Source organism: Candidatus Babeliaceae bacterium (assembly GCA_041660765.1).
GTDB lineage: Bacteria > Babelota > Babeliae > Babelales > Babelaceae > JBAZVR01.
Window position 1 is genome coordinate 47,312 of sequence record JBAZVR010000001.1, and the last position, 22,743, is coordinate 70,054.

Annotated in this window: 18 protein-coding genes and 6 tRNA genes; 7 read left to right on the plus strand and 17 right to left on the minus strand. The window is 37.9% G+C overall.

All coding sequences use genetic code 11. The features are described 5' to 3' along the window. The 16 genes from pnp to WC707_00345 form a co-directional block, all read right to left on the minus strand. Complete coding sequence (pnp, locus tag WC707_00270) at window positions 1-2,076, minus strand: polyribonucleotide nucleotidyltransferase (GenBank protein ID MFA6065605.1); 2,076 nt, start codon at window positions 2,074-2,076, stop codon at window positions 1-3. Window positions 2,077-2,113: 37 nt separating this feature from the next. Continuing rightward, the gene (gene rpsO / locus WC707_00275) at window positions 2,114-2,371 is read right to left on the minus strand and encodes a 30S ribosomal protein S15 (protein ID MFA6065606.1); all 258 of its coding nucleotides are present in this window, start codon (window positions 2,369-2,371) and stop codon (window positions 2,114-2,116) included. Between the two features lie 31 nt (window positions 2,372-2,402). Continuing rightward, a tRNA-Val gene (locus WC707_00280) sits at window positions 2,403-2,477 on the minus strand. 22 nt (window positions 2,478-2,499) lie between these two features. Continuing rightward, window positions 2,500-6,579, minus strand: a complete 4,080-nt coding sequence (gene rpoC, locus WC707_00285; GenBank protein MFA6065607.1) for a DNA-directed RNA polymerase subunit beta' — start codon at window positions 6,577-6,579, stop codon at window positions 2,500-2,502. Next, window positions 6,572-10,897 carry a DNA-directed RNA polymerase subunit beta gene (rpoB, locus tag WC707_00290; GenBank protein ID MFA6065608.1) on the minus strand — a complete coding sequence of 1,442 codons (4,326 nt, stop codon included), beginning with the start codon at window positions 10,895-10,897 and terminating at the stop codon, window positions 6,572-6,574. The genes rpoC and rpoB overlap by 8 nt, the downstream gene beginning before the upstream one ends. A 58-nt stretch (window positions 10,898-10,955) precedes the next feature. Beyond that, a complete protein-coding gene (gene rplL, locus WC707_00295; protein MFA6065609.1) occupies window positions 10,956-11,345 on the minus strand; it encodes a 50S ribosomal protein L7/L12 in 390 nt (129 codons plus the stop codon). 61 nt (window positions 11,346-11,406) lie between these two features. Next, complete coding sequence (gene rplJ, locus WC707_00300) at window positions 11,407-11,892, minus strand: 50S ribosomal protein L10 (GenBank protein MFA6065610.1); 486 nt, start codon at window positions 11,890-11,892, stop codon at window positions 11,407-11,409. 22 nt (window positions 11,893-11,914) lie between these two features. Beyond that, a complete protein-coding gene (gene rplA, locus WC707_00305; protein MFA6065611.1) occupies window positions 11,915-12,607 on the minus strand; it encodes a 50S ribosomal protein L1 in 693 nt (230 codons plus the stop codon). 20 nt (window positions 12,608-12,627) lie between these two features. Further along, window positions 12,628-13,050, minus strand: coding sequence for a 50S ribosomal protein L11 (gene rplK / locus WC707_00310; GenBank protein ID MFA6065612.1), 423 nt, complete (start codon window positions 13,048-13,050; stop codon window positions 12,628-12,630). A gap of 24 nt (window positions 13,051-13,074) precedes the next feature. Further along, window positions 13,075-13,602 (minus strand): transcription termination/antitermination protein NusG, encoded by a 528-nt coding sequence (gene nusG, locus WC707_00315; protein MFA6065613.1) that lies wholly within the window; start codon window positions 13,600-13,602, stop codon window positions 13,075-13,077. Between the two features lie 36 nt (window positions 13,603-13,638). Beyond that, complete coding sequence (gene secE / locus WC707_00320; protein MFA6065614.1) at window positions 13,639-13,848, minus strand: preprotein translocase subunit SecE; 210 nt, start codon at window positions 13,846-13,848, stop codon at window positions 13,639-13,641. 56 nt (window positions 13,849-13,904) lie between these two features. Then, a tRNA-Trp gene (locus WC707_00325) sits at window positions 13,905-13,980 on the minus strand. A 203-nt stretch (window positions 13,981-14,183) separates the two neighbouring features. Next, window positions 14,184-14,260, minus strand: a tRNA-Thr gene (locus WC707_00330). A gap of 79 nt (window positions 14,261-14,339) precedes the next feature. Next, window positions 14,340-14,415, minus strand: a tRNA-Thr gene (locus WC707_00335). A 27-nt stretch (window positions 14,416-14,442) separates the two neighbouring features. Then, window positions 14,443-14,518: transfer RNA gene (locus tag WC707_00340), tRNA-Gly, on the minus strand. A gap of 12 nt (window positions 14,519-14,530) precedes the next feature. Continuing rightward, window positions 14,531-14,616, minus strand: a tRNA-Tyr gene (locus tag WC707_00345). Between the two features lie 259 nt (window positions 14,617-14,875). Here WC707_00345 and WC707_00350 point away from each other — a divergent pair. The 3 genes from WC707_00350 to WC707_00360 all read left to right on the plus strand — a co-directional run bounded on the left by WC707_00350 (window position 14,876) and on the right by WC707_00360 (window position 17,285). Continuing rightward, the gene (locus tag WC707_00350; GenBank protein ID MFA6065615.1) at window positions 14,876-15,655 is read left to right on the plus strand and encodes a hypothetical protein; all 780 of its coding nucleotides are present in this window, start codon (window positions 14,876-14,878) and stop codon (window positions 15,653-15,655) included. Window positions 15,656-15,745: 90 nt separating this feature from the next. Continuing rightward, window positions 15,746-16,570, plus strand: a complete 825-nt coding sequence (locus WC707_00355) for a S49 family peptidase (GenBank protein MFA6065616.1) — start codon at window positions 15,746-15,748, stop codon at window positions 16,568-16,570. 109 nt (window positions 16,571-16,679) lie between these two features. After that, window positions 16,680-17,285 carry a hypothetical protein gene (locus WC707_00360; protein MFA6065617.1) on the plus strand — a complete coding sequence of 202 codons (606 nt, stop codon included), beginning with the start codon at window positions 16,680-16,682 and terminating at the stop codon, window positions 17,283-17,285. Window positions 17,286-17,381: 96 nt separating this feature from the next. On the opposite strand, the gene WC707_00365 is transcribed toward WC707_00360, so the two are convergent. Further along, the gene (locus WC707_00365; GenBank protein MFA6065618.1) at window positions 17,382-18,737 is read right to left on the minus strand and encodes a hypothetical protein; all 1,356 of its coding nucleotides are present in this window, start codon (window positions 18,735-18,737) and stop codon (window positions 17,382-17,384) included. Between the two features lie 94 nt (window positions 18,738-18,831). Between WC707_00365 and pheT the strand changes: the two genes are divergently transcribed. Genes pheT through WC707_00385 form a run of 4 tightly spaced genes read left to right on the plus strand, consistent with a single transcriptional unit; the run spans window position 18,832 to window position 22,732 of the window. Further along, the gene (gene pheT / locus WC707_00370) at window positions 18,832-21,159 is read left to right on the plus strand and encodes a phenylalanine--tRNA ligase subunit beta (GenBank protein MFA6065619.1); all 2,328 of its coding nucleotides are present in this window, start codon (window positions 18,832-18,834) and stop codon (window positions 21,157-21,159) included. Beyond that, window positions 21,156-21,626 (plus strand): signal peptidase II, encoded by a 471-nt coding sequence (gene lspA / locus WC707_00375; GenBank protein MFA6065620.1) that lies wholly within the window; start codon window positions 21,156-21,158, stop codon window positions 21,624-21,626. The genes pheT and lspA overlap by 4 nt, the downstream gene beginning before the upstream one ends. Next, a complete protein-coding gene (locus tag WC707_00380; protein ID MFA6065621.1) occupies window positions 21,613-22,077 on the plus strand; it encodes a phosphatidylglycerophosphatase A in 465 nt (154 codons plus the stop codon). The genes lspA and WC707_00380 overlap by 14 nt, the downstream gene beginning before the upstream one ends. Further along, on the plus strand, window positions 22,067-22,732 hold the full coding sequence (locus WC707_00385) for a phosphoribosyltransferase family protein (protein ID MFA6065622.1): 666 nt from the start codon (window positions 22,067-22,069) through the stop codon (window positions 22,730-22,732). Before WC707_00380 ends, WC707_00385 begins: the two co-directional genes overlap by 11 nt. Window positions 22,733-22,743 lie beyond the last annotated feature (11 nt).

A 22,743-nucleotide genomic window follows, 5' to 3' on the forward strand; every position in this document is an offset into this window, starting at 1 on the left:
TTATCCAATAATTTTTAGTCTAATACGTCCTGTTTCAACTTCATAATCAAGTACTTCAACGCTTACCACATCATTTATTTGAAGATTTTTCATTGCTTCTTTATCTTGATTTGATATTGTCGACACGTGTACAAGACCATCAACTCCTGGAGCCAATTCTACAAAGATACCAAAATCAGCAAATCTTTTCACTATACCTGTATATCTTGTATGAGGTTCAATGATACCACCAAGTACCTTCACCCAACTGAGTGCTTGTTCAAGCTTTTCCCCTGGATGTCCAAAGATTTTTACCAGGCCATCGTCTTGAATGTCGATAGTAGTCCCAGTTTTTTCAGTAATATCACGAATAGTTTGACCGCCTTTACCAATGATGGCGCCTATTTTTTCTTTGGCAACTTTAAGCGTCATGAATTGTGGTACTAACGCAGAAAGTTTAGCATTAGGGGTCGTCATTACTTTTTGCATTTCATTAAGAATATGCAAACGAGCTTTTTTTGCCTGAGCAAGTGCTTGTTCAAAAATATGATGCGGTAATCCATCTTTATATTTTATATCCATCTGTATTGCAACAATACCATCAGATGTTCCAGCAACCTTAAAGTCCATAAGGCCAAATTCATCTTCAATACCAGCAATATCGGTAATAACTTGAAATGAACCATCATCTGATAATAGTCCCATAGCAACGCCACTTACCATTTTTCTAATAGGTACGCCTGCGTTCATCAGGGCCATAATGGATCCGCATACGGTTGCCATTGAGCTAGAACCATCGGATTCTAAAATATCTGTAACAATACGAATAGTATAAGGAAATATTTCTGGATTAGGTAATACCTCTTTGATAGCAGATGCCGCAAGGTGACCATGACCAATTTCTCGACGCCCTGGTCCGCGATTAGGTTTTACTTCGCCAACTGCAAAAGCTGGAAAGTTATAATGAAGCATGAATGGACTTTCTATGGTTTGTCCCATGAGATTGTCAATCTTTGCTTCATCTTGACCACCGCCAAGTGTAACACTTGTAAGAGCTTGTGTTCTGCCTCTCATAAAGAATGAAGATCCATGATTGAATGGAAGCAAGCCAACTTCAGTTGAAATTGGTCGTACTGTTTCAAAATCACGAAGATCGATACGCTTATTGAGTACAAAAATAAGATGAGTAATTTTTTCTTTAAGTATTACATCAAAAATATAAGACAAAAATGTTTTTGATACTTCCGGATTTTTTTCTACTTCTGTTGCATAGGTACTAAAAAATGTATCTTCTAGTGCGGTACGCGCTTGAGATCGTACTTGTTTGTCCTGAGTAAATAATTTTTTAACAGCATCATCTGTTAAAATTTGCTTCACTCGATCTGACCATACTGACCAGTCAAAAGCGTCAACAATTGGTTCTTTTTCTACACCAAGACTTTTTGCTATTTCTTTTTGCCATGCAACTTGCAGCTTAATTTTTTCATGTGCTAAAAAAAGCACATCAACAAAATCTTTTTCTGATATTTCATTGGTTGAGCCTTCAACCATGTTTATGCCATTTTCATTACCAGTAACGGTTATTCTGACATCAGATGCTAAATATTGTTGATATGTTGGATTAAAGATCCATGATCCCTCAACGCGTGCAACCTCGCATATTCCCACGGGACCCATAAAAGGAATTTTTGAAATAGTGAGTGCTATTGAGCTTGCTATAAGTGCAAGTGGATGTGGCATATTTTCTTTATCAACAGAATAAACAGTTGATAACATTTGTATTTGATTGAAGTAATTAGCAGGAAACAAAGGTCGAACCGCACGATCTATTATACGCGAAGTTAACACTTCTTTGTCAGTAGATTTTCCTTCACGCTTAAAATAACCGCCTGGAATCTTTCCTGCCGCTGCAAATTGCTCACGATAGTCGATTGTTAATGGTAAAAAACCAGGAAATTCTTTCGAAGGTGCAGACACTACCGTTGATAAAACTACAGTGCCTCCTTGCTGCAACCATGCAGCACCATCAGCTTGCCCGGCAAACTTACCAATCACTACTTCGTAACCAAACTCTGGTAAACTAAATTTTTTTTCCATTACGATAAACTCACTGAGCTAAAAATATATAATTTTTTTATCCTCTAAGATCAAGCTGATCTATCAGGCTTTTATAGGCAGGTTGACGATGTCTTTTCAAATAATTAAGAAAGCGTCGTCGTTGTCCTACAAGTTTCATAAGACCCGTTTGTGCAGTATAGTCCTTTTTATGAATTTTGAAATGTTTATTAATTTCATCAATACGATGACTTAATAAAGCAACTTGGACCTCAATAGATCCTGTGTCTTGATCATTAATTTTATGTTTATTAATGATAGCTATTTTTGATTCCATTGTGAAAAAACTCCAATCAATATGAGATTACTGGTAGGCGCGAGCGGGATTGAACCGCTGACCCTTGCTACGTCAAAGCAATGCTCTGCCACTGAGCTACGCGCCTTTATTTTACCTTTTACTTATTTTTAACTTACATTTGTTGTATCTTGATCATCGCCATGTTGCTCAAGATACTTTTTTCTAAACGATTTTATTCCTGTACCAGCAGGTATCAACTTACCAATAATAACATTTTCCTTTAATCCGTAAAGGTAGTCAATCGATCCTGAAATGGCAGCTTCACCCAAAATCCTCGTCGTTTCTTGGAATGATGATGCAGAAATAAAGCTTTCTGTTTCAAGTGACGCTAATGTTATTCCCATGAGTACTGGTTTTGCGGTAGCTACTTTTTTGCCTTCCGTTTGAAGCGCCATGTTAATAGTTTTGAAATGAATTCTATCAACACGATCTCCGACTAAGAAACTGGTGTCGCCTGGATCAGTAATACGAACTTTACGTAACATTTGTCTTACAATAAGTTCTATATGACGATCATTGATATCAACACCTTGCAGACGATAAATTTCTTGAATTTGGTTAACAAGATAACGTTGCAATGTTTCTGGTCCAAGAATACGTAAAACATCATGCAATATTGGTGTACCCGATGTTATAGGGTCTCCAGCATTAATGTGTTCTCCGTTGACCACATTAAGCTGTTTGCCTCGTGGAATGAAATAATCAATTGCTTCATCGCCATGAACGACTGATATTTTTCTTAAGCCACGATGCAGTCCGCCAAAAACTATTTCACCATCAATATCAGCAATAATTGCTGGATCTTTTGGCATACGTGCTTCAAATAATTCGGCAATTCTAGGTAAACCGCCTGTGATATCTTTTGTTCTTGAAGCTTCGCGTGGCATTTTAACTATAACGTCACCAATTTCTACCCGCTGACCATTTTCAACACTTAAATATGAACCAGCTGGTAAATAATATTGAATAATTTCATTCCCATCTTTATCAAGTATATTAATGGCGGGTTGATATTTGTCGCTCTTATGCTCAAGAACAAGCTTTGCTGAACGATGAGATGTTTCATCATATCGTTCTTGAATAGTTACATTTTCTACAAGATCAATGTAATTTACCTTACCAGCATGCTCTGTCATAATTACTTTATTGTGAGCATCGATTTCAACAAGCTTAGTTCCCGTTGTAACTGCTTCACCATCTTTTACAAGCAAACGTGATCCGTATTCAATATTATGACTTTGTAATTCACGCCCATCAGGAGATGTCAGAATTAATTTAGACTTTCTATTCATTAAAACGATTTGACCCTCACGGTTTTTTACCGTTTTAATGGCTTGTAATTGAACAATACCATTATGCTTTGCAACAATCGAAGATTGTTCACTCAAGCTAGCTGTTCCACCAATGTGGAATGTTCTCATAGTAAGCTGAGTTCCAGGTTCACCAATGGATTGAGCCGCTATGATACCAACTGTTGCGCCGATATCAATTAACATTCCTTTTGACATATCCAGACCATAGCATTGCGAACATATTCCTCGCTTTGCTTGGCAGGTTAATACAGAACGAACGGTTATTTTCGTAATAGCAGAACCTTTTATTTTTTCGATATCTTCTCTTTGCACAATATCGTTTTGTTTTAAGAGAAGCTCACCAGAAACAGGGTCCTTTATATCAGCTGCGAGAGAACGTCCGTATGCGCGATTTGCAAGAGAATAAATAATATCACCGGATTCTTGAAGATCTTCAAGCTCAATGTAACCCATTGTTTTGCAATCATTCATACTAATGACCATGTCTTGAGCAACATCGACCAATCGACGTGTAAGATAACCGGAGTTTGCAGTTTTTAATGCTGTATCCGCCTGCCCTTTTCGCGCACCGTGTGTTGAAATGAAATATTCAAAAACGCTCAAACCATCTTTAAAGTTTGTTTTAACAGGCGTTTCCATAATTTCACCAGATGGTTTTGCCATCAAGCCTCTCATACCAACGAGCTGCTTTATTTGATCTTTTGTACCGCGAGCTCCAGATTCGAGCATCATAAATATAGGGTTGAATGACTGAGATTCTTTATTTTCATTCTTAAAGGCAATCTGATCTTCTTTTTCAAGATCTTTCATCATGCTAGAGGCAATATCTGCTGTTGCATGAGTCCAAATGCTTAATATTTTATTATATCGTTCCCCGTTTGTTATGATCCCATCCATATACAGTTGCTCAATTTTTTGAACATCTTTATCAGATTTTTGAATAATACCATCTTTTTTTTCTGGAACAATTAAATTACTGAGCGAGAATGAAATACCACCCATAGTAGAATAGTTAAAGCCTAGTTTTTTAATGCTATCAAGACATTTTACCGTTGCTTGGCTTCCAAATTTATAATAAATGCGCTCAACTAATCGAGTTAAGTCACCTTTGCTCATAATTTTATTAATCCATTCAAAGTCAGATCCTTGTGGAATCGCTTCGAATAAGATAACTCGGCCTACTGTCGTTTCAATCATTTTTGATGCTGACAATCGCAAAGTTATACGAGCATGTAGTCCAACTTTATTAAATTGGTAGGCAAATATTACTTCTTGAATAGATGAGAATGTAATACCCTCTCCTAGCTCATTGCATCGGATTTTGGTTAAATAATGAAGCCCAAGAACCATATCTTGAGAAGGAACAATAACCGGTCTGCCGTTTGAAGCGGATAAAATGTTATTACTTGAAAGAACAAGACTTTTTGATTCTTCAATTGCTTGTTCGCTGAGCGGAATGTGAACGGCCATTTGGTCGCCGTCAAAGTCTGCGTTATATGCATGACAAACAAGTGGGTGAATCTTAATAGCTTTACCATCGACGAGCGTTGGATAAAAGCTTTGAATCCCAAGCCTGTGTAGCGTTGGAGCACGATTGAGCAATACCGGATGATTTTTTACAACATCTTCAAGCACATCCCATATTTCGGGGGAAGACTCTTCAACCATGCGCTTTGCAACGCGAAGATTTGGTGCGATTTCTCTTTCTAGTAGCCCCGCAAACACGTGACATTTAAAGAGTTCAAGCGCCATAATTTTAGGCAATCCACATTGATCAATGCGTAGTTCAGGATCAACAACAATCACAGAACGACCAGAATAATCAACACGTTTACCCAATAAATTTTGTCTGAATCGTCCTTGCTTACCGCGCAATATTTCACTCAGAGATTTGAGTGGACGACGATTTGAACCACGTACAGGTTGTCCTCGACGACCATTGTCTATAAGTGCGTCAACTGATTCTTGTAGCATGCGTTTTTCATTTTTAATAATCACTGAAGGCGCATCGATTTCTATTAAGCGCTGCAACCGAATATTGCGATTTAATACTCGTCGATACAATTCATTGAGATCAGAGCTTGCAAACCTTCCACCTTCTAGCGGAACTAAAGGTCGTAAATCTGGTGGGAGAACAGGCAGTATGTCCATTATCATCCACTCAGGACGTAGATTGCCTTGTGCAAGCCCTTTAAAGATTTTTATACGACGCATTATTTTGTGACGCGCTGCAACGGAAGATGTTTTTGAATACTCTTCTTGTAATGTTGTTATTTCTAAATTAAGATCGAGCATTTTAAGAATGCTTCTTATTGCCGCGGCACCAATATCAACATGAAATTCCGTATCTTCTGGATGCAATTCCATGTAATGCTCATAATCTGATGAACTTAATAATGTTTTTCTTGGATAAGGAGATTTTCCTTGAGAAACCACTATATATGCATCAAAATAAATAACACGCTCAAGATCTTTAACGGGCATATCTAGTATCAAACCCAGATAACTCGGAATTCCTTTTAAGTACCAAATGTGACATACGGGTGCAACCAACTCAATATGGCCCATTCTTTCACGCCGAACACGCGCTTGAATAACTTCTACGCCACATTTTTCACATGTAATACCTCGATGCTTCATGCGCTTATACTTGCCGCAATTACATTCCCAATCTTTTACAGGACCGAAAATGCGAGCGCAGAAAAGGCCGTCGCGTTCAGGTTTTAACGTGCGATAGTTAACGGTTTCTATTTTTTTTACTTCACCGTATGATAAAGCTCTAATTTTTTCCGGTGAAGCAAGCCCGATTTTTATAGCGTTAAATCTACTTGTTTGAATATATTCTTTAAATCTTTCAAGCATTTGATTAGCCACCGACTTCCTCCTTACCGCTCTTAAATAAATCTATTTGTAGACCTAAGCTTTGAAGTTCTTTAATTAAAACATTAAATGATTCAGGCAATCCAGGTTCTGGAACCTTTTCACTGCGAACAATAGCTTCATACACTTTGTGTCGACCTGCAACGTCATCAGATTTATACGTTAACATTTCTTGTAGAGCATACGATGCGCCATAAGCTTGCAGCGCCCATACTTCCATTTCACCAAATCTTTGTCCGCCCATTTGAGCTTTGCCGCCCAATGGTTGCTGTGTTACCAATGAGTATGGCCCAACAGAACGCGCATGTAATTTATCGTCAACCATGTGATTCAATTTCATAATATAAATTGAACCTACGGTAATCGATTGATCAAAATGATCACCTGTTCGTCCATCACGTAGTTTGAAAGTGCCGTCCTCGGGAAGCATAACTTCTTTGAGCAATGGCAAAATATCCGTGTCAAATTGAGCGCCGTCAAATACGGGGGTTTTGTAAAAAACACCCAACTGAGCTGAACGCCGTGCCAATTCTTCTAGGCCGTCTTTTCCGTGTAATTTTTCATAATTTTTAATAAGCTCTTTGCCATAAGATTTTTCAAGATATGCTTTGACCTCATTAAAACCTTGTTGTTCAATTATTTCACCAAGCCTTTTGCCTGCCTGACGACCGGCATATCCTAATATTGTTTCTAAGATCTGCCCTACGTTCATACGAGACGGTACGCCGAGCGGATTAAGAATAATATCTACAGGAGTTCCATCTTCCATGTATGGCATGTCTTCGCGAGGTACAATGATAGAGACAACACCCTTGTTACCGTGTCTGCCAGCGACTTTATCGCCAACTTGGACAGGGCGCTTCATGGCAATATACACTTTGACCATTTTTATAACGCCGGATGGTAACGGATCGCCCTTTTTGAGTTTATTGATTTTTTCTTCTTGAAGACCTTTTAAAATTCTTACTTGGTTTTCAAAAACATTTTTAAATAAATCAATATTTTCATTAATTGCCTTATCTTCTGTACGCAATACAAGCAAATCTTGCAAAGATAATGATTCAAGCTTTTCTTGATCGAAAAGATCTTTTTTAAGCAAGGTTTTGGATACTTTATTGTGAGGCAATGCACCATCTAACAAAGTACAAATTTTCTGGAAAACCATTTTTTCAAGACAATTTGTATGCATAGTAAAATCAGACTCAAGTCGTTGCGTTTCTTTAAGCACAAAGTCTTTATAGCGCTTGTCTTTTCTTATGCCACTTCGTGAGAAAATTTTAACATCTATAACAGTACCTTCAATTCCTGGCGGTACACGTAAAGAAGTATCACGCACTTCTCGTGATTTTTCTCCAAAAATAGCTCTCAAAAGTTTTTCTTCAGGAGAATATTGGATGTCGCCCTTCAATGTGACCTTGCCAACAAGAATGTCTCCAGGGCGCACTCGCGTTCCAATTCTTACAACCCCATCTTCATCAAGCCCAACTAAAGCGTTTTCGCTTACATTAGGAATATCACGTGTTATTTCTTCAGGTCCAAGCTTGGTATCGCGAGAATCCACAATGTATTCATCGATATGAACAGATGTGAGCGTATCATCGGCAACAAGTCTTTTGTTTAAAATAATAGCATCTTCAAAGTTGTATCCACGCCATGGCATAAAGGCAACTAAAAGGTTTGCGCCAAGCGCTAGTTCACCATTGGCTATAGATGAGCTATTTGTTAAAATATCGTTTGCTTTAACAACGTCACCTACTTTTACAATAGGTGTTTGATGAATCCATGTGCTATAACTTGAACGTTGAAATTTTCTTAAATAATAGGTTTCAACGCCTTTAGAAATCCATTCATCTGTATTTTTAAATGATTCTTCAAGTGATCGAATCATAATTTTTTCAGAAGAAACATATTCAACAATGCCATCGCGCTTTGACGTTACGCAAGCACCGGAAGCATAAGCGATATCTCTTTCCATGCCCGTACCAACAATTGGCGATTGCATTCTGATAAGAGGAACTGCTTGCCGCTGCATGTTTGCGCCCATTAACGCACGGCTGGCGTCATCATGTTCAAGAAATGGAATTAATGCAGTAGCGACGGAAACAAGCTGCTTTGATGACAGATCAATATAATTAATATTTTGAGCGTCAGTATATAAAAAGTTACCTTCATGTCGAGCAAATATAGGCTTTTCATCTAATGTATGAGAGCCTGGTTTTATAGAATCTGATTGAGCAATGTATTTGTGAGCTTCTTCAAATGCATCTAAAAATACAACTTCATTCTTCATAACCCTGTCAACAACTGGTCGATAAGCCGTTTCAATAAATCCTAAATCATTGACAGTAGCATATGTTGCTAGTGATGAAATAAGACCAACTGTTTGACCTTCTGGCGTTTCGATAGGACAAATTCTTCCATAGTGTGACGTATGAACGTCGCGAATTTCGTACGTTGCCCTGTCTTTCATAACGCCGCCAGGCCCGAGAGCAGAAAGTCTTCTTTTGTGCGCAATTTCTGACAAAGGATTTGTTTGATCCATAAATTGGGAAAGTTGTCCAGTGCCAAAAAATTCTCGCAGAACAGCATTAAGAGGCTTTACATTTAAAAAATCTTGCGGCATTAATGCGCCATGACTTTCTTGAATTCTAAATCGCTCACGAACAATGCGATCGATTCTTAAAAGCCCCAAATGTACCTGATTAGTTAATAGTTCGCCAACCAAGCGAACTCTTCTATTACCCAAGTGATCAATATCGTCGAGTTCCCCCTCGCCGCGTTCACGTAAGTTGACTAAATAATTAATAGTCGCAAAAATATCTTCACGTGTTAACGTTGTTACATCCTCAGCTGTAGACAGATGCAATTTGCGATTCATACGAATACGACCAACTTTGGTAAGATCGTACATTCTGCTATTGAAAAAAAGGTTTTCCAAGCGTTCTTTGATCTCATTTAATGAAGAACTGTCGCCGGGCCATACCTTAGCATGAATTTCTTTAAGAGCTTCATCTTGCGTATAGCATTTGTCTTGTGTGAGCGTTAAAGGAATCGTAGGCTGTAAAACATATCCGGAAGACGTTATTAACGTAAATTGAATATGGTTAATATTTTTTAATTGATTGTAATGTTCTTCGGTGAGTACTTGACCTTGCTCTAGCAGTATCTCGCCCGTTTGAGGCATAATTATATCTGATCCGCATACGCGATTAATAATGGAAGTTTTTTTCAACATGAGTCGGTCAACAAGAGACTTCTCCAGTTTGATAAGAATTTCTTTATTGATTCGCTTGCCAATATATAATTCTTCATCTTTTACTTCTAACATGCCTCGCTCAATGCGTAATCCGATGACCGAAGCATCTAGTTTTTGATAAAATTCTCCATTAGAACAGGTAATTGTATCAAAACGATAAAATAATGAAATAATATTATCGCGAGGAACGCCAAGTGCTTGCAAGAAAGTTGTAACTAAAAGTTTTTTCTTTTTATCTATGCGAACATACAAATGATCGTTGCTGTCAAACTCAAAATCTATCCAAGAGCCACGCATTGGTATAATGCGAGCCAAGTAATAGGGCTTTCCTCGAACATCCTTAATTTTCTTGCTGAGTGAAAAAACAACCCCTGGTGAACGATGAAGTTGACTTACAATAACACGATCAACACCATTTATTAAAAATGTTCCAAGGTTGCCAATCATAAAACGATTTTCCTGTTCATACAGATCAACCATGATAGGAATATCAGCGAAAAAAATATCTTGCTCTTTTATATCACGAACAATTTTTGCGTCAGCTACTGTGTCATCCCATCCAATGAGCTGCATTTTTACCTTGAGAGGCATTGCAAATGTTTGTCCACTTGATCGACATTCATCTAGAGTCATGGGCAATTGAACCGTTACGCGAGATAAGCAATTTGTACACGTTTTATAACGAGCAGTTTTCTTGTTACAAAACGTGCATTCAAAGGCATCATTCAAGCGCGAGCAATCAGATTTTTTGCACGAAGAACAGCTCCATGTATAGCGATTGCTGATACCCGTTAAGCGTCCGCATGTACAGGCCCAATGACCTAATTCATAGCTTACATACTCAAGCGACATTTTATCGCCATAATCGATTGGAAAAATATCACGGAACACCTTCTCCAATCCGATCATTTTACGTTCTGAGGGTAAATAGTCTAACTGTGCAAACTCGTTAAATGATCTTGATTGAATTTCTATTAAATTAGGAACCGGAACTATATCGGTGATCTTACTAAAAGATCTACGAACAGTTTCCTTGCCCGTACGCAGGCTAGACATTAAGCTGCTCCTCGCATTACCAAAAAACTGTTAAACTATCAATTCTATTATGCAAAACTTACGAAAGCTTTACTTTCGCACCGGCTTCTTCAAGCACTTCTTTCATTTTCATTGCTTCGTCTTTAGAAATTGCGTCACCAATAAGGGTCGGCACTTCTTCAACAGCTTTTTTAGCTTCTGTAATACCTAAATCTTTTTTAACAGAACGCAATGCTTTGATAGTTTTTATCTTGTCAGGGCCAGCTTCAATAAGCTCAACCTTAAATTCTGTTTTTTCTTCTGCAGGTTTTGCAGCGGCATCAGTTGCTGCGCCCGAACCTTGTCCTGGCATAGCCATTGATGCGGCGGATACGCCAAATTTTTCTTCAAATTTTTGCACTAATTCTGCAACTTCCAAAAGAGAAAGGTTGCTAATGTCATTAATGATCTGTTCAAGTTTTGCGGCCATGTATTTTCCTATAGGTCTAAAATATTAAACACATTTATATTATATAGTATATTAGTATATACTATTGTTTGTTTTTTGATACTTCTTGTAATAACCAGGCGATTTTTATCATTGGTGATTTTAAAATTCCAGCTAATCGTGAAAGAACGAGCTCTTTAGATCCAATAGATCCAAAAAACTTGATTTTATTCGTTTGAATAATTTCATTATTCAAGCATCCCACGAGTACCTTAAATTTTTCATTTTCTTCAGAAGTCTTGCAGATAGTTTGAGCTATTTCTGGAGATTCTTCCTGTGAAAAAATGATAGCAATCTGATTTTTAAAATAAGGTTTTAGTTGTTCAAGATGAGAGCTTTCGCCAGCAGCTAATGTTAGCAAAGTATTTTTTGCTACCTTCATCGTGCCGCCCTGTTTTTTGATATTTCTACGAACAGCTTGAAGTTGAGCAACCGTCATACCCTTAATTTCTATTAAAAATGATCCCTTATTGTTTTTAAAATCATTTTTCAGAGATTCAATAACGGACTGTTTTTCGTGGTGGTTCATTGTGTTACCTTTTGTTATCCAATTATGATAGCTCATCTGGGTTTAATACAACACCAGGTCCCATTGTTGATGAAAGGGTCACTTTTTTGATGAACTTACCTTTTGATGTTGGCGGCTTTGATGCTGCCAGCGCTCTTATAAATGTCACTATATTTTCATATAAGTGCTCAGGGGAAAATGAAACTTTTCCAAAACTAAAATGAACAAGTCCATTTTTATCATTTTTGAAAAACAATCGCCCCTTTTTGAGATCGGCAACTACCAGAGCAACATCAAACGTGACGCTCCCTGTTTTTTTATTGGGTAAAAGACCACGAGGCCCAAGAATTTTGGCAACTTTACCAACAAGGCCCATAAGATCAGGAGTTGCAACAGCATAATTGAAATCCAACCAACCTGATTCTATTTTCTCGATAAGGTCATCGGTACCAACATAATCCGCACCGGCTTTTAATGCTGAATCAGCATAATCGCCCTTCGCAAATACGAGAACTTTAACTTTCTTACCTGTTCCATGTGGTAATAAAACTGAACCACGCACAGATTGATCACCCTTTGAAGGATCAATACCTAAATTGATATCAACGCCAACAGACTCATCAAATCGAGCATGTGCAACTTCTTTTACCTTTGCAACGCCCTCCTGGAAGGAGAAAATTGCTTTCTTCCCCAGTGCTTCGTGGGCTTTTTTATATTTTTTTCCACGCTGTGTCATTGTTTTACGTTTCCTTCCAATTAGACTACTTCTACACCCATGCTACGTGCACTTCCCGCTATTATTTTCTTGGCCTGCTCTATGTCGGTAGCATTTAAATCAGCAAGTTTGATTTTTGCTATTTCCTCAATGTCGCTCCAAGAAATTTTACCAACTTTTTCAGTATTTGGTTTTGCGGAACCCTTTTGAAGATTAATCTTTTTTTTGATTAATTCTGATGCGGGTGGTGTTTTGATTACAAAATCAAATTTTTTATCCGTATAAACAGTGATAACTACGGGGATTGTTTGCCCCTTTTTATCAGCAGTTTTTGCATTGAATTGCTTGCAAAATTCCATAATGTTAACGCCTTGTTGACCAAGTGCCGCACCAACTGGTGGAGCTGGCGTTGCTGCTCCGCCTGGAATTTGCAAGCGAACCGTTGCTTTTATCTCTTTTGCCATGTGTTTATAACCTATTTAGACTAACTACTGTTTAACCTGATCAAAATTCAATTCAACGGGCGTCATTCTTCCAAAAATACTTACCATAACTGTAAGTTTTTCGCTTTCTTCATCGATTGCATCAACAATACCGACAAATCCTATAAATGCGCCTTCAACAATTTCGACTTCTTTTCCAACATCGAATTCATGTTTTTCAAGGACGACCGCAACTTCACCTTTAACTTGCCCCAGAACGCGATCAATCTCTTTTTGAGAAAGAGGCGCAGGATTGTTGCCACCTAAAAATCGTAAAACACGAGGTGTAGAAGCCACCAATCGTATTGATTCTGGCGCTGACTCCATCTCAATAAGCATGTAGCCGGGAAACAGTTGCTGGTCTTGCGCTTTATTTTCAGCAGCAACATCAAAAAACTGCTTCATCTTTGCCGAAGGAATAAGAATTTGTCCAAACAAATGCGCTAAGCCTTTTTCTTCAATTCGCTTAGTGATATCTGTTTTTATTTTTTCTTCATATCCAGCATAAATTTGAACAACGTACCATCGTTTCATGAATTCAACCCATTTTATATTCGCTTTATACGGTCATTACAGACCATAGGTAAAAATATATTTAGTAAGCAAAGAGATTCCTTTATCTACGGCACCAAAAAAAATCGAAGATATTACTACAAGAACAAGAACGACTATCGTTGCCCCAGAGAAATCGTCAATTTTGGGCCATTCAATTTTAGACAGCTCAATTCGTACTTCACTTAAAAAGCGCATAATCCATTGCGCAAATTGCATACTTTTCATCAAAACACTCTCTTTTTTACCAATTTAGGATACAATTCAATATTTTCCTGACAGGTTGGCAGGCCAGGAGGGATTCGAACCCCCAACCCGCAGATTTGGAGTCTGCCGCTCTACCGTTAGAGCTACTGGCCTTTATAACCATCAGTATTTATATCACTTTGTTTCTTTGTGCACATTATGCTTGCGACAGCGCGAGCAGTATTTGCTAAGTTTTAAAAAACCTATAGCTCTTTTTTTATTAAGAACTTGCGAGTAATTCCGCTCTTTGCATATTTCACAAGATAAATGTGTCGTTACGCGATTCTTTGCCATTGAGTAACCTATATATGGGCCATTGGAGCCCGCGACCGGATTCGAACCGGTGACCTCTCCCTTACCAAGGAAGTGCTCTAACCAACTGAGCTACGTGGGCCATTGGCAATTTTTGCTATGTCTACAATATTCATTCTATTTTAAATCAAAAAAAAGCAAAAAACAACCTGAATTTTTTTTGGAGCTGGCGACTGGATTTGAACCAGCGACCTGCTGATTACAAATCAGCTGCTCTACCAACTGAGCTACGCCAGCATCTAAAGCCCCAAAGGATGCTATTTATGGAGCGGGAAACGGGACTCGAACCCGCAACCTACAGCTTGGAAGGCTGCCGCTCTACCAATTGAGCTATTCCCGCATAATCAATAATTGGTGGCGAGAATAGGATTCGAACCTATGAAGGCATACGCCAACGGATTTACAGTCCGTCCCCTTTGGCCGCTCGGGAATCTCGCCAACCCGTTATTTTTATTTCAATACCCTATAGCTTAGTGCTTTTCTCAAATGATTTCAACCCCAAATTGCTATAAAAATCTTAATTTTAAAAATTTTTTATATTTTTTTTTATATTTTTTATAAATAAACAGGTTTACTTGTTTTAAAAGATATTTATCATTAACAATATATCGAGCCTGGCAATTCGAAATTAATTATCGCATATACGTGCGCTTGTGTGATTTGTAAAATAGTAAGAAAGTGTTTTTTGTGGGAAATTATGAATAAGAAAATAGTTCTTTTTAGCTTATTAATGATCGCCGCATGTTTTCCGGTGCGTATTTTCTCTTGTTGGGATGACGATGGTAATTGTTTTCAGATATATCCTCCATCAAGTTCTGCCCGAGATAGATTGACAGACATAAGCAAAGAGCCTTTTAGTCGTCAGTCATTTGAAGATTTCCGAAGATCTTGGGCGCGATTACAACAATATGAGAATGAAACAATAGGGAAAGTGGGTCCAGTGCACCTCTGGTCATGGAAAAGGTCTAATATGTATTGGAAGCAGCGTTGTGTCTATGCCGATGATTCGCTTGCTATAGTAAAGACTATAAAAGAGCGCGATTCTGCTGAGTTAGAAAAAACTTTATCGGTAAGAAAGTTCGAAAAATATAAAAAACATGTTCCTAAGTTTGCCCCAGTTTTTTATGCAGGGGTTCTTTTGGTTGGTCTATGTAATCAACGGCATTGGTATAGTGGGTTGCTGGGCAATGCAAGTTTTGAGCTGGTAGTTTGCGGCGTTGCTTGTATACCTTTCATGAAGGCGTTTCTTGATTACGGGGCGCAGAAGGACCATGTTTTTTATGAGGGAGTTAATACGGAGCTGGCAGATATCCAGAATGTAGCGAAAGATTGGAAAGATCCAATCATATATACGCCTGATAGTGAGCCTCTGAATGGACGTGTTATGAGATTAGAGGAAGCGTTCGCGGCGGACCCTTGGTTCAGGTTGTACGCATCTCCATACCATAACGATTGTGATAGTAGTGGCGGGTCTTAGCATCGGCAACAGTATTAATATGCAAGCTATTTGTAGTAGTATGGTTACATAGTTTGAATATTTTTTATATATAAAATGGAGATTTTTAGAATGCAAAAAATAATAAAAAATATAATACTAGCAGCAGTTTTTTGTGGTTCGAGTATTTGCACAGCGTGGCAAGTCAAGCCGCATGTTATGCCGGAGAGTTTTGCTGTTCAGCATAAGCCGGAAAAAAAAGAAGAAACTAAAATAGGGGTGCTCAAGATACTTGGAGAAATTTCTATTGAAAGTGGTGAGAAATATACAGAAAGGCTGTACGATTTTGCGCATGATAATGCTATTAAAGCGATTTTATTGATTATAGATTCTGGTGGTGGCGCTGCGGGGATAGGTGATTTGGTTTTTAGAGAAGTTAAAGCGTTATCATCGATTAAGCCGGTGGTTGTTTTGGTTGCAGGCTGGTGTTGCTCTGCGGCGTATCATATCGCGCTTGGTGGCAATTGGATAATTATGCCTGCTTCGGCAACCGTTGGTTCTATTGGCGTGTATCATATGGTAGAAAAGCATACAAATTCCAAGTATACGGGCAAAACATATTCTGCGGATGTTGAATTTGATGTGGTATATGCTGGGAAGTATAAAGTTGCGACGCATCCCGATGCGCTGCCTCTAGATGAAGAAGGGCGAGCGCTGTTGCAAGAATCTGTTAATCGATTGTATAAAAATTTTATTACCGTTGTCGCGCAGGAAAGAAATTTATCGATTGATAATGCGCCAGAATGGGCTGAAGGACGTCATTTTGATGGTGCGCGTGCGGTAGAAAATAAACTTGTTGATCAAGTTGGTGGTTTTTCCGATGCGCTTGAAAAAGTGCGTGAGCTTATCACCACCCGCGGCGGTTCCGCTTCAGGCAAATTCGTGTTTGTCTATTAATATTTAAAATAAAAAACTATAAAATATGGTGGCGAAGTTATTGTAATTTCGTCACCATATTTTATAATAGATAAGTCTATTATTTTAAAATAACTATTTATAGGAATACATGAAAAATAAAGTTCTTTTTGCCGCATTGTTAATAATTCTACCATCTGTGGTTTTCTCAATGGAGGAGGGAGATCAAAAGAGAAAAATAACTGACGTTTTTAATAGTTTTATGATGATGGGGTCTTTGAGCCGCAGGACGTTAAATCGAGATACGAGTAAACGGATTGAAACAATTTGGAACAAGGAAAAACCTTGGATTGCGGTGCAAACGGATCAAGCCATCAAAGAAGATTTAGCATTAAAGCTTAATGAAACTTGCTATACGATTGCCCAGGATAATCCCTTTCTAAAGACCACTCCGCTTGAGCGTACAATCGAAACAAATACAGATGGAGTAATATTTTTTGCTGAGAAGTGTATTGGCTGGTCTGGCTTAGTAGCAGTGCCAATAATGTTAATACAGCGGAGTTTTTCTGATCGTTGGCTGAGCGCTACATCTATGATGTTGATTGCAGCCGTTGGGCTTTCGGTTGGTGCACATTGTATAGGAGAGGAGTTGGACCGTTCAGCAGTACGTCGCACAATGAATCCCGTGCTAAGCGATATGAAACGGTTTGTAAACGATTTGCAAGAGAAGAATCTCTTAGTGCCTACTAAAAAGTAATCGAGAAGAATAAAATATATTTGTTGAGAATTGCATAATTTATATCGGGGGGGGCGGTGGGTTGTATCACCGCCCCGAGTTTTATAGATTTATTTTTTAATCTTCGTCTTCGTCCCCATACATGGCTTTTTTTCGCGCGTTTAGTTCTCTACGTAAACGTTCTTCATTTGATTCAGTTTTTGCCGCGAATTTCTTTTTCTTTGCAGATAAGTTTTCTATCCAGAATTTTCTAGTGCTTTCTGGTATTGCTGTAGCTTTCTCTATATCGCTTATGCATAGATCAATAACTTTTGAAACTTTATTAACAAAACTTGTTTTGTTTTTTTCTATTTTTAAAAAATCTTCGCTTAATTCATTAAAAATCTCTGCTTCTTTTATGTATTTGGTATATTGTGCGTGTATTTTTTTTATTGTTTGGTAGGTATCTTGATATGGTTTTTGCTTATCGACAGGCAATGCTCTCAATAATTCCTTAAAGGCCATTAGGGTTGTTATATCAGGATATTCATTATACTCATTCAATAGTTGGAGTAGTAGTGCTTCTGCATAATTATCTTTTATTTCCTCTTGTCGTTTTTTTGCATCCTTAATTTTGTCTAATAACACTTCTGCGCTGTCTAAAATAATTTTATATACATCAACAATGCCGGTATAATATTGAAAGTTTTTGTTTAATTCTGCGAGGTTTTTACATATTATTTCGGTCTTTTCCCTTTTTGCTTCTTTACTAGTGACTGTTCTTCTGTATTGTATATTATCTTCGATTGTTTTAATAAGATGATCAAGTTCAGTGACGCTTTGTTTGCTTAATTCAGAGGCTCGGAAGTTTATTGAAAGGATTGCGTGTTCCAAGCCATAAAATGAAATGCTATCGTTCTGAATGCCGTTCTGAAGCTGTAGCGCAATACTCCTCTCCTGGAATATGATATTTTGCCTATAGCTATCGCTAGTTAGATCATTTTTATCAATGATGTCTTTGCATTCCTCGAAAAGTTTAAGCTTTGTAAGCTTTTCTATTTTCGCTTTTGTGCTTTTTATTTTTTCCTCGAATTTTGCATACTGTGCTTTTATTTCATTGATCTTTAATGGTTTTTCTTTTGTGTTGATGTTATCAAACTGAAATTGACTGGCGAGTATTTTTCTTGCCCCTTTTAACCTCTTTTCAACAATGAGGTTTAAGGCGAATAAGGTTTCTTGAGTTTTTTCTGTTGCGCTTAAAAAACCGATCATTTTTTCATTAAATAACTGTTTTATTGCTGGATATTTGCTCAAGGTGGCTAGGATAAATTGTTCAAGATCCATTTGCGCGGTGGGCATGGACTCTGCCAAGGCTTGGAGGTGCTCGTTGAGTAGCGCGAGTTGTGGAATGATGGTGATGGCTGTGGGTTCTGGTAATGATTTTATATGTTGCGATAAAAAAATAAATATAAGCAGTATTATTTTTTGCTTCATATATTCTCCTTGTCTATTTGATGCTTTTATGCTTTTGTCATATGCTTATAAGATAAGATTATTTCATGTGTATTTACAATAAAAAGGTCAGAAGATGAAACTATCACTTGCCTGGATTTTTGATCATATTAAAGGCTCATGGAAAGAGCATGATGTTAATGAACTCGTCGCCAAATTTAATGCCGTAACGGCTGAAATTGAGCAGGTAAAAAAGATTTCTTACGACTGGAGTGCTTTTTCTCTTGCCCAAGTTGCGTCGATTGATCAGGGTGTTGTTATTGTTAACAGCTCTGAGTGGAAACTGGAAAGTAAATTGCCGATGCGGCCTGATGCTGTTGTTGGTCAATGGTATTTGATTAAAAAAAATAAACGTATTTGTAGTTGGGCTACGCTCGAAGATATGCACGCAGCCAAAGAAGGCTTATTCCCCGCTGTTTTTTGCCCTGAACACGATATAAAAGGCGGTTGGAAAAAAACGATAGAATCAGAAGACTATATTTTTACCTTAGATAATAAGTCGGTTACGCATAGGCCTGATTTATGGGGACATCGTGGATTTGCCCGTGAAATTGCTGCCATGCTCGATATGCAGTTGATTCCAGAAGAACGTTTTTTAGTTGCAAAGCCTATCAGGCATTACGATAAAATTGTGCCGCAAGCAGCTCATGCGATTGCTTTAGAAATTGTGCCGGGTTCCGGTTGTAATCGCCTTGCAGGATTGTATATTAAAAATATAGTCAATCGGCCTTCTTTTATTACTATGGCGATAAGATTGGCCCGTATCGACGCTCGTCCCATTACGTCTCTTGTCGATTGCACTAACTATGTTATGTACGATATGGGGCAGCCAATGCATGCATTTGATGCTAGCAAAATTGAAAATAAAAAAATTATCGCCTGTTCAGCTCAAGCAGGACAAGCATTAACATTATTGGATGGTCAAACTATCTCTTTGCGGCCAGAAGATTGCATTATCAGTAATGGCGTTAGTCCATTGGCACTTGCGGGTATTATGGGTGGAAAAGAGAGTGCTGTTACACGATTAACACAAGAAATTTTGATAGAGTCAGCGCACTTTGATGCAGCGCGCATTAGACAAGCGGCTGTTCATTTTAAAAGACGGACTGAAGCTTCTGCTCGTTTTGAAAAAAATCTTGATCCGCATCAAAATACTCAAGCGCTGATGCGTTTTTTAAAACTGCTTGATGATATAGGTTGTGAATATGTTGGCGCCGATGCGATTATTTCTGTTGGTCCTCTGGTAAATGAAGTTATTATAGCAATTACGCATGATTTTATTGTCAAAAGAATTGGCGTATCTTTGGCGGTTGATCTTGTTGTTAAATTGCTTTCCAGGATAGGTTTTGGCGTGCAGGTAAAACAGGATCAACATACTGTTGTATATACCATTATTGTCCCAAGTTTTAGGGGAACAAAAGATATAGTTCGTAAGGAAGATATCGTTGAAGAAGTGGCGCGTTGTTATGGTTTTGCGGCTATTGCTGAAGTAGCTCCTCAGAGAAGCATGAAGCCTTTTGATACACATGCTATTTTTAAAATTCGTGATATTAAGCATCATTGTGCATATGCCCTTGGCATGCATGAAGTAAGTAATTATGCGTTGTATGATGAATATTTTCTTAAGCGATTATTGTGGCAACCGGCGCATGCTCTTGCTTTAAAAAATCCTGTTTCAGAGCATTATACAAGAATGGTTACCTCGCTCATCCCGCATTTACTTAAAAATGTGTACGATGCTTCGCGAGATGTTCAAGAAGTTTCATTTTTTGAATGGAATAATGTATGGATGTTTAGTGATGCACCTGTAGAACAAAAAAAATTAGCAGGGGTCTGGTTTTCACACAAAGAGCCTTTTAATTTTTATACCATAAAAGCTCGCTTGCAAACGTTTTTTAACTATTTGGGGATGATGGTTGTTTGGCAAAAACCACATACATTGCCTGGTCCATGGTTTAATCCATTGCAAACAGCAGAGTTGGTGTGTGATGGTGTTGCGATTGGGTATGCTGGTTGTGTGGCGCCCTTATTTTTGAAAAATATAAGTGATGGGCACGCATATATTTTTGAACTTGACGGCGATTTTTTGATGAATTATCGTCCACAGAAACAAGCATTTCAAGCGTTATCAAAATATCCTTCGGTTCATCTTGATATTAGCATGTTGATAGATAGTTCGGTTACTGTTTCTGATATAGAAATGTGTATTGCGCATGTTGATAGCAGAATTAAAGATATTATTTTATTAGATTTTTTTGAAAAAAAAGAATGGGGCACTCAGCGTTCTGTGACATTCCGTTATGTTGTTCAAGATGATCACAAAACTATGACCAAAGAAGAAATTGATATTATTATGCATGATGTTGCTAGCGCAGTAAAAGCGCTGGGAGCGCAGATTAGATGATGCAATTAATACGTGGCTTTGGCTATGCCATTCTAGCAACATTTTTTATACTTATTGATGTTTTTACTAAGCAATGGGCTTTAGCTCATTGGCAAATTTATTATGAGTTGACGCCATGGTTGTTCTGTGAAGTAACTTTTAATAGCGGCGTATCGTGGGGCTTTTTGAATGGCGCTGGTGTGTATGCATCGGCACTATTGATGGTGGTGATCAGTATAATAATAGTACTACTTGCTCGTCATGCATACGCTCGTTTTTTTCAGCGGTATGTTATTGTTGGAGAAATTATGGTCTTATCCGGTGCTGTGAGTAATATGCTTGATAGATTGCAGTATCAAGGTGTTATTGATTTCATTGGCGTGCATTATAATGGCTATTTTTGGCCTATTTTTAATATTGCTGACATGTTGATTGTTGGAGGAGTTGGTCTCATGTTTTTATCGTATTGTTGTGATGATGAAATTTAAAAGAAATATATATAATTTGTGTGCAACCTTGGGACCTATTGGCTATTTGCCGGCACCCGGTACGTGTGCAACAGTAGTATCTTTGAGTAGTGTGTATTTTGTTAAATATTTACAATTAACTTTATTGCAAGAATTTTTTTTATTATTTGTTATAACAGGTGCTAGTTATTTTATAGTATCGCAGGCGCTTGTTTTTTTTACGTCAGATGATCCTTCAGAAATAGTTCTTGATGAGCTTGTCGGCACTCTATGGGTTTTTATAGGCTTGCCTCTTTCACCATATGTTGTTATCAGCTCGATTATTATTTTTCGTTTTTTTGATATTACTAAATTGGGCATATCATTTTTTGAAAAATTGCCTGGAGCTGTCGGAGTGTTATCTGATGATATTGTTGCCGCACTGATAACCAATGGCATTATGCATATGATAGTGATGTGGTATGGTTTTTAACGATATTCCACATTTTTTATATACCACGATTATTGATATTTTATCTCCAGCGCGATGTGCCTCGTGTTTTATTTTTATGAAAGATCGGTTGCCGCTGTGTCATGTTTGTATTCAAAAAATACGGCCTATTATTACGTCGACCATTAAGCTTAATAAGCATTTTCAGATGCCTGTTATTAGTTTGTCTCATTATGAAGAGCCAATAGCCCCATTAATACGCGCCAAATATTATGGAGCACGTCATGCCGGTAAACAGCTTGCGGAACTTGTATGGCAGAGAACGCATGTTGCTTCTTTGCCCTGTGATTATATTATTCCCGTGCCGCTTCATTGGACGCGTTATGCTGCTCGCGGATTTAACCAGGCTGCGATCATGGCAGATACATTGGCTTATTTGAGTAATAAGCCCGTACTTAATGCGCTATATCGTCATAAAAAAACACGTTATCAGGCAGATCTTGATGCGGTTGGTCGTGCGCATAATCTTGCGCATAGTTTTTCGCTTGCTGTATCGCAAGAATTATTAAATAATAAACATATTATTCTGGTCGATGATTTAATGACAACAGGTGCGACCTTGCATAATGCAGCGCGCATTCTCCTTGTAGCAAAACCAGCTTCAATAACAGCAGTTGTTGCCGCGCGAGTTGTGTGAATTTTGATTTA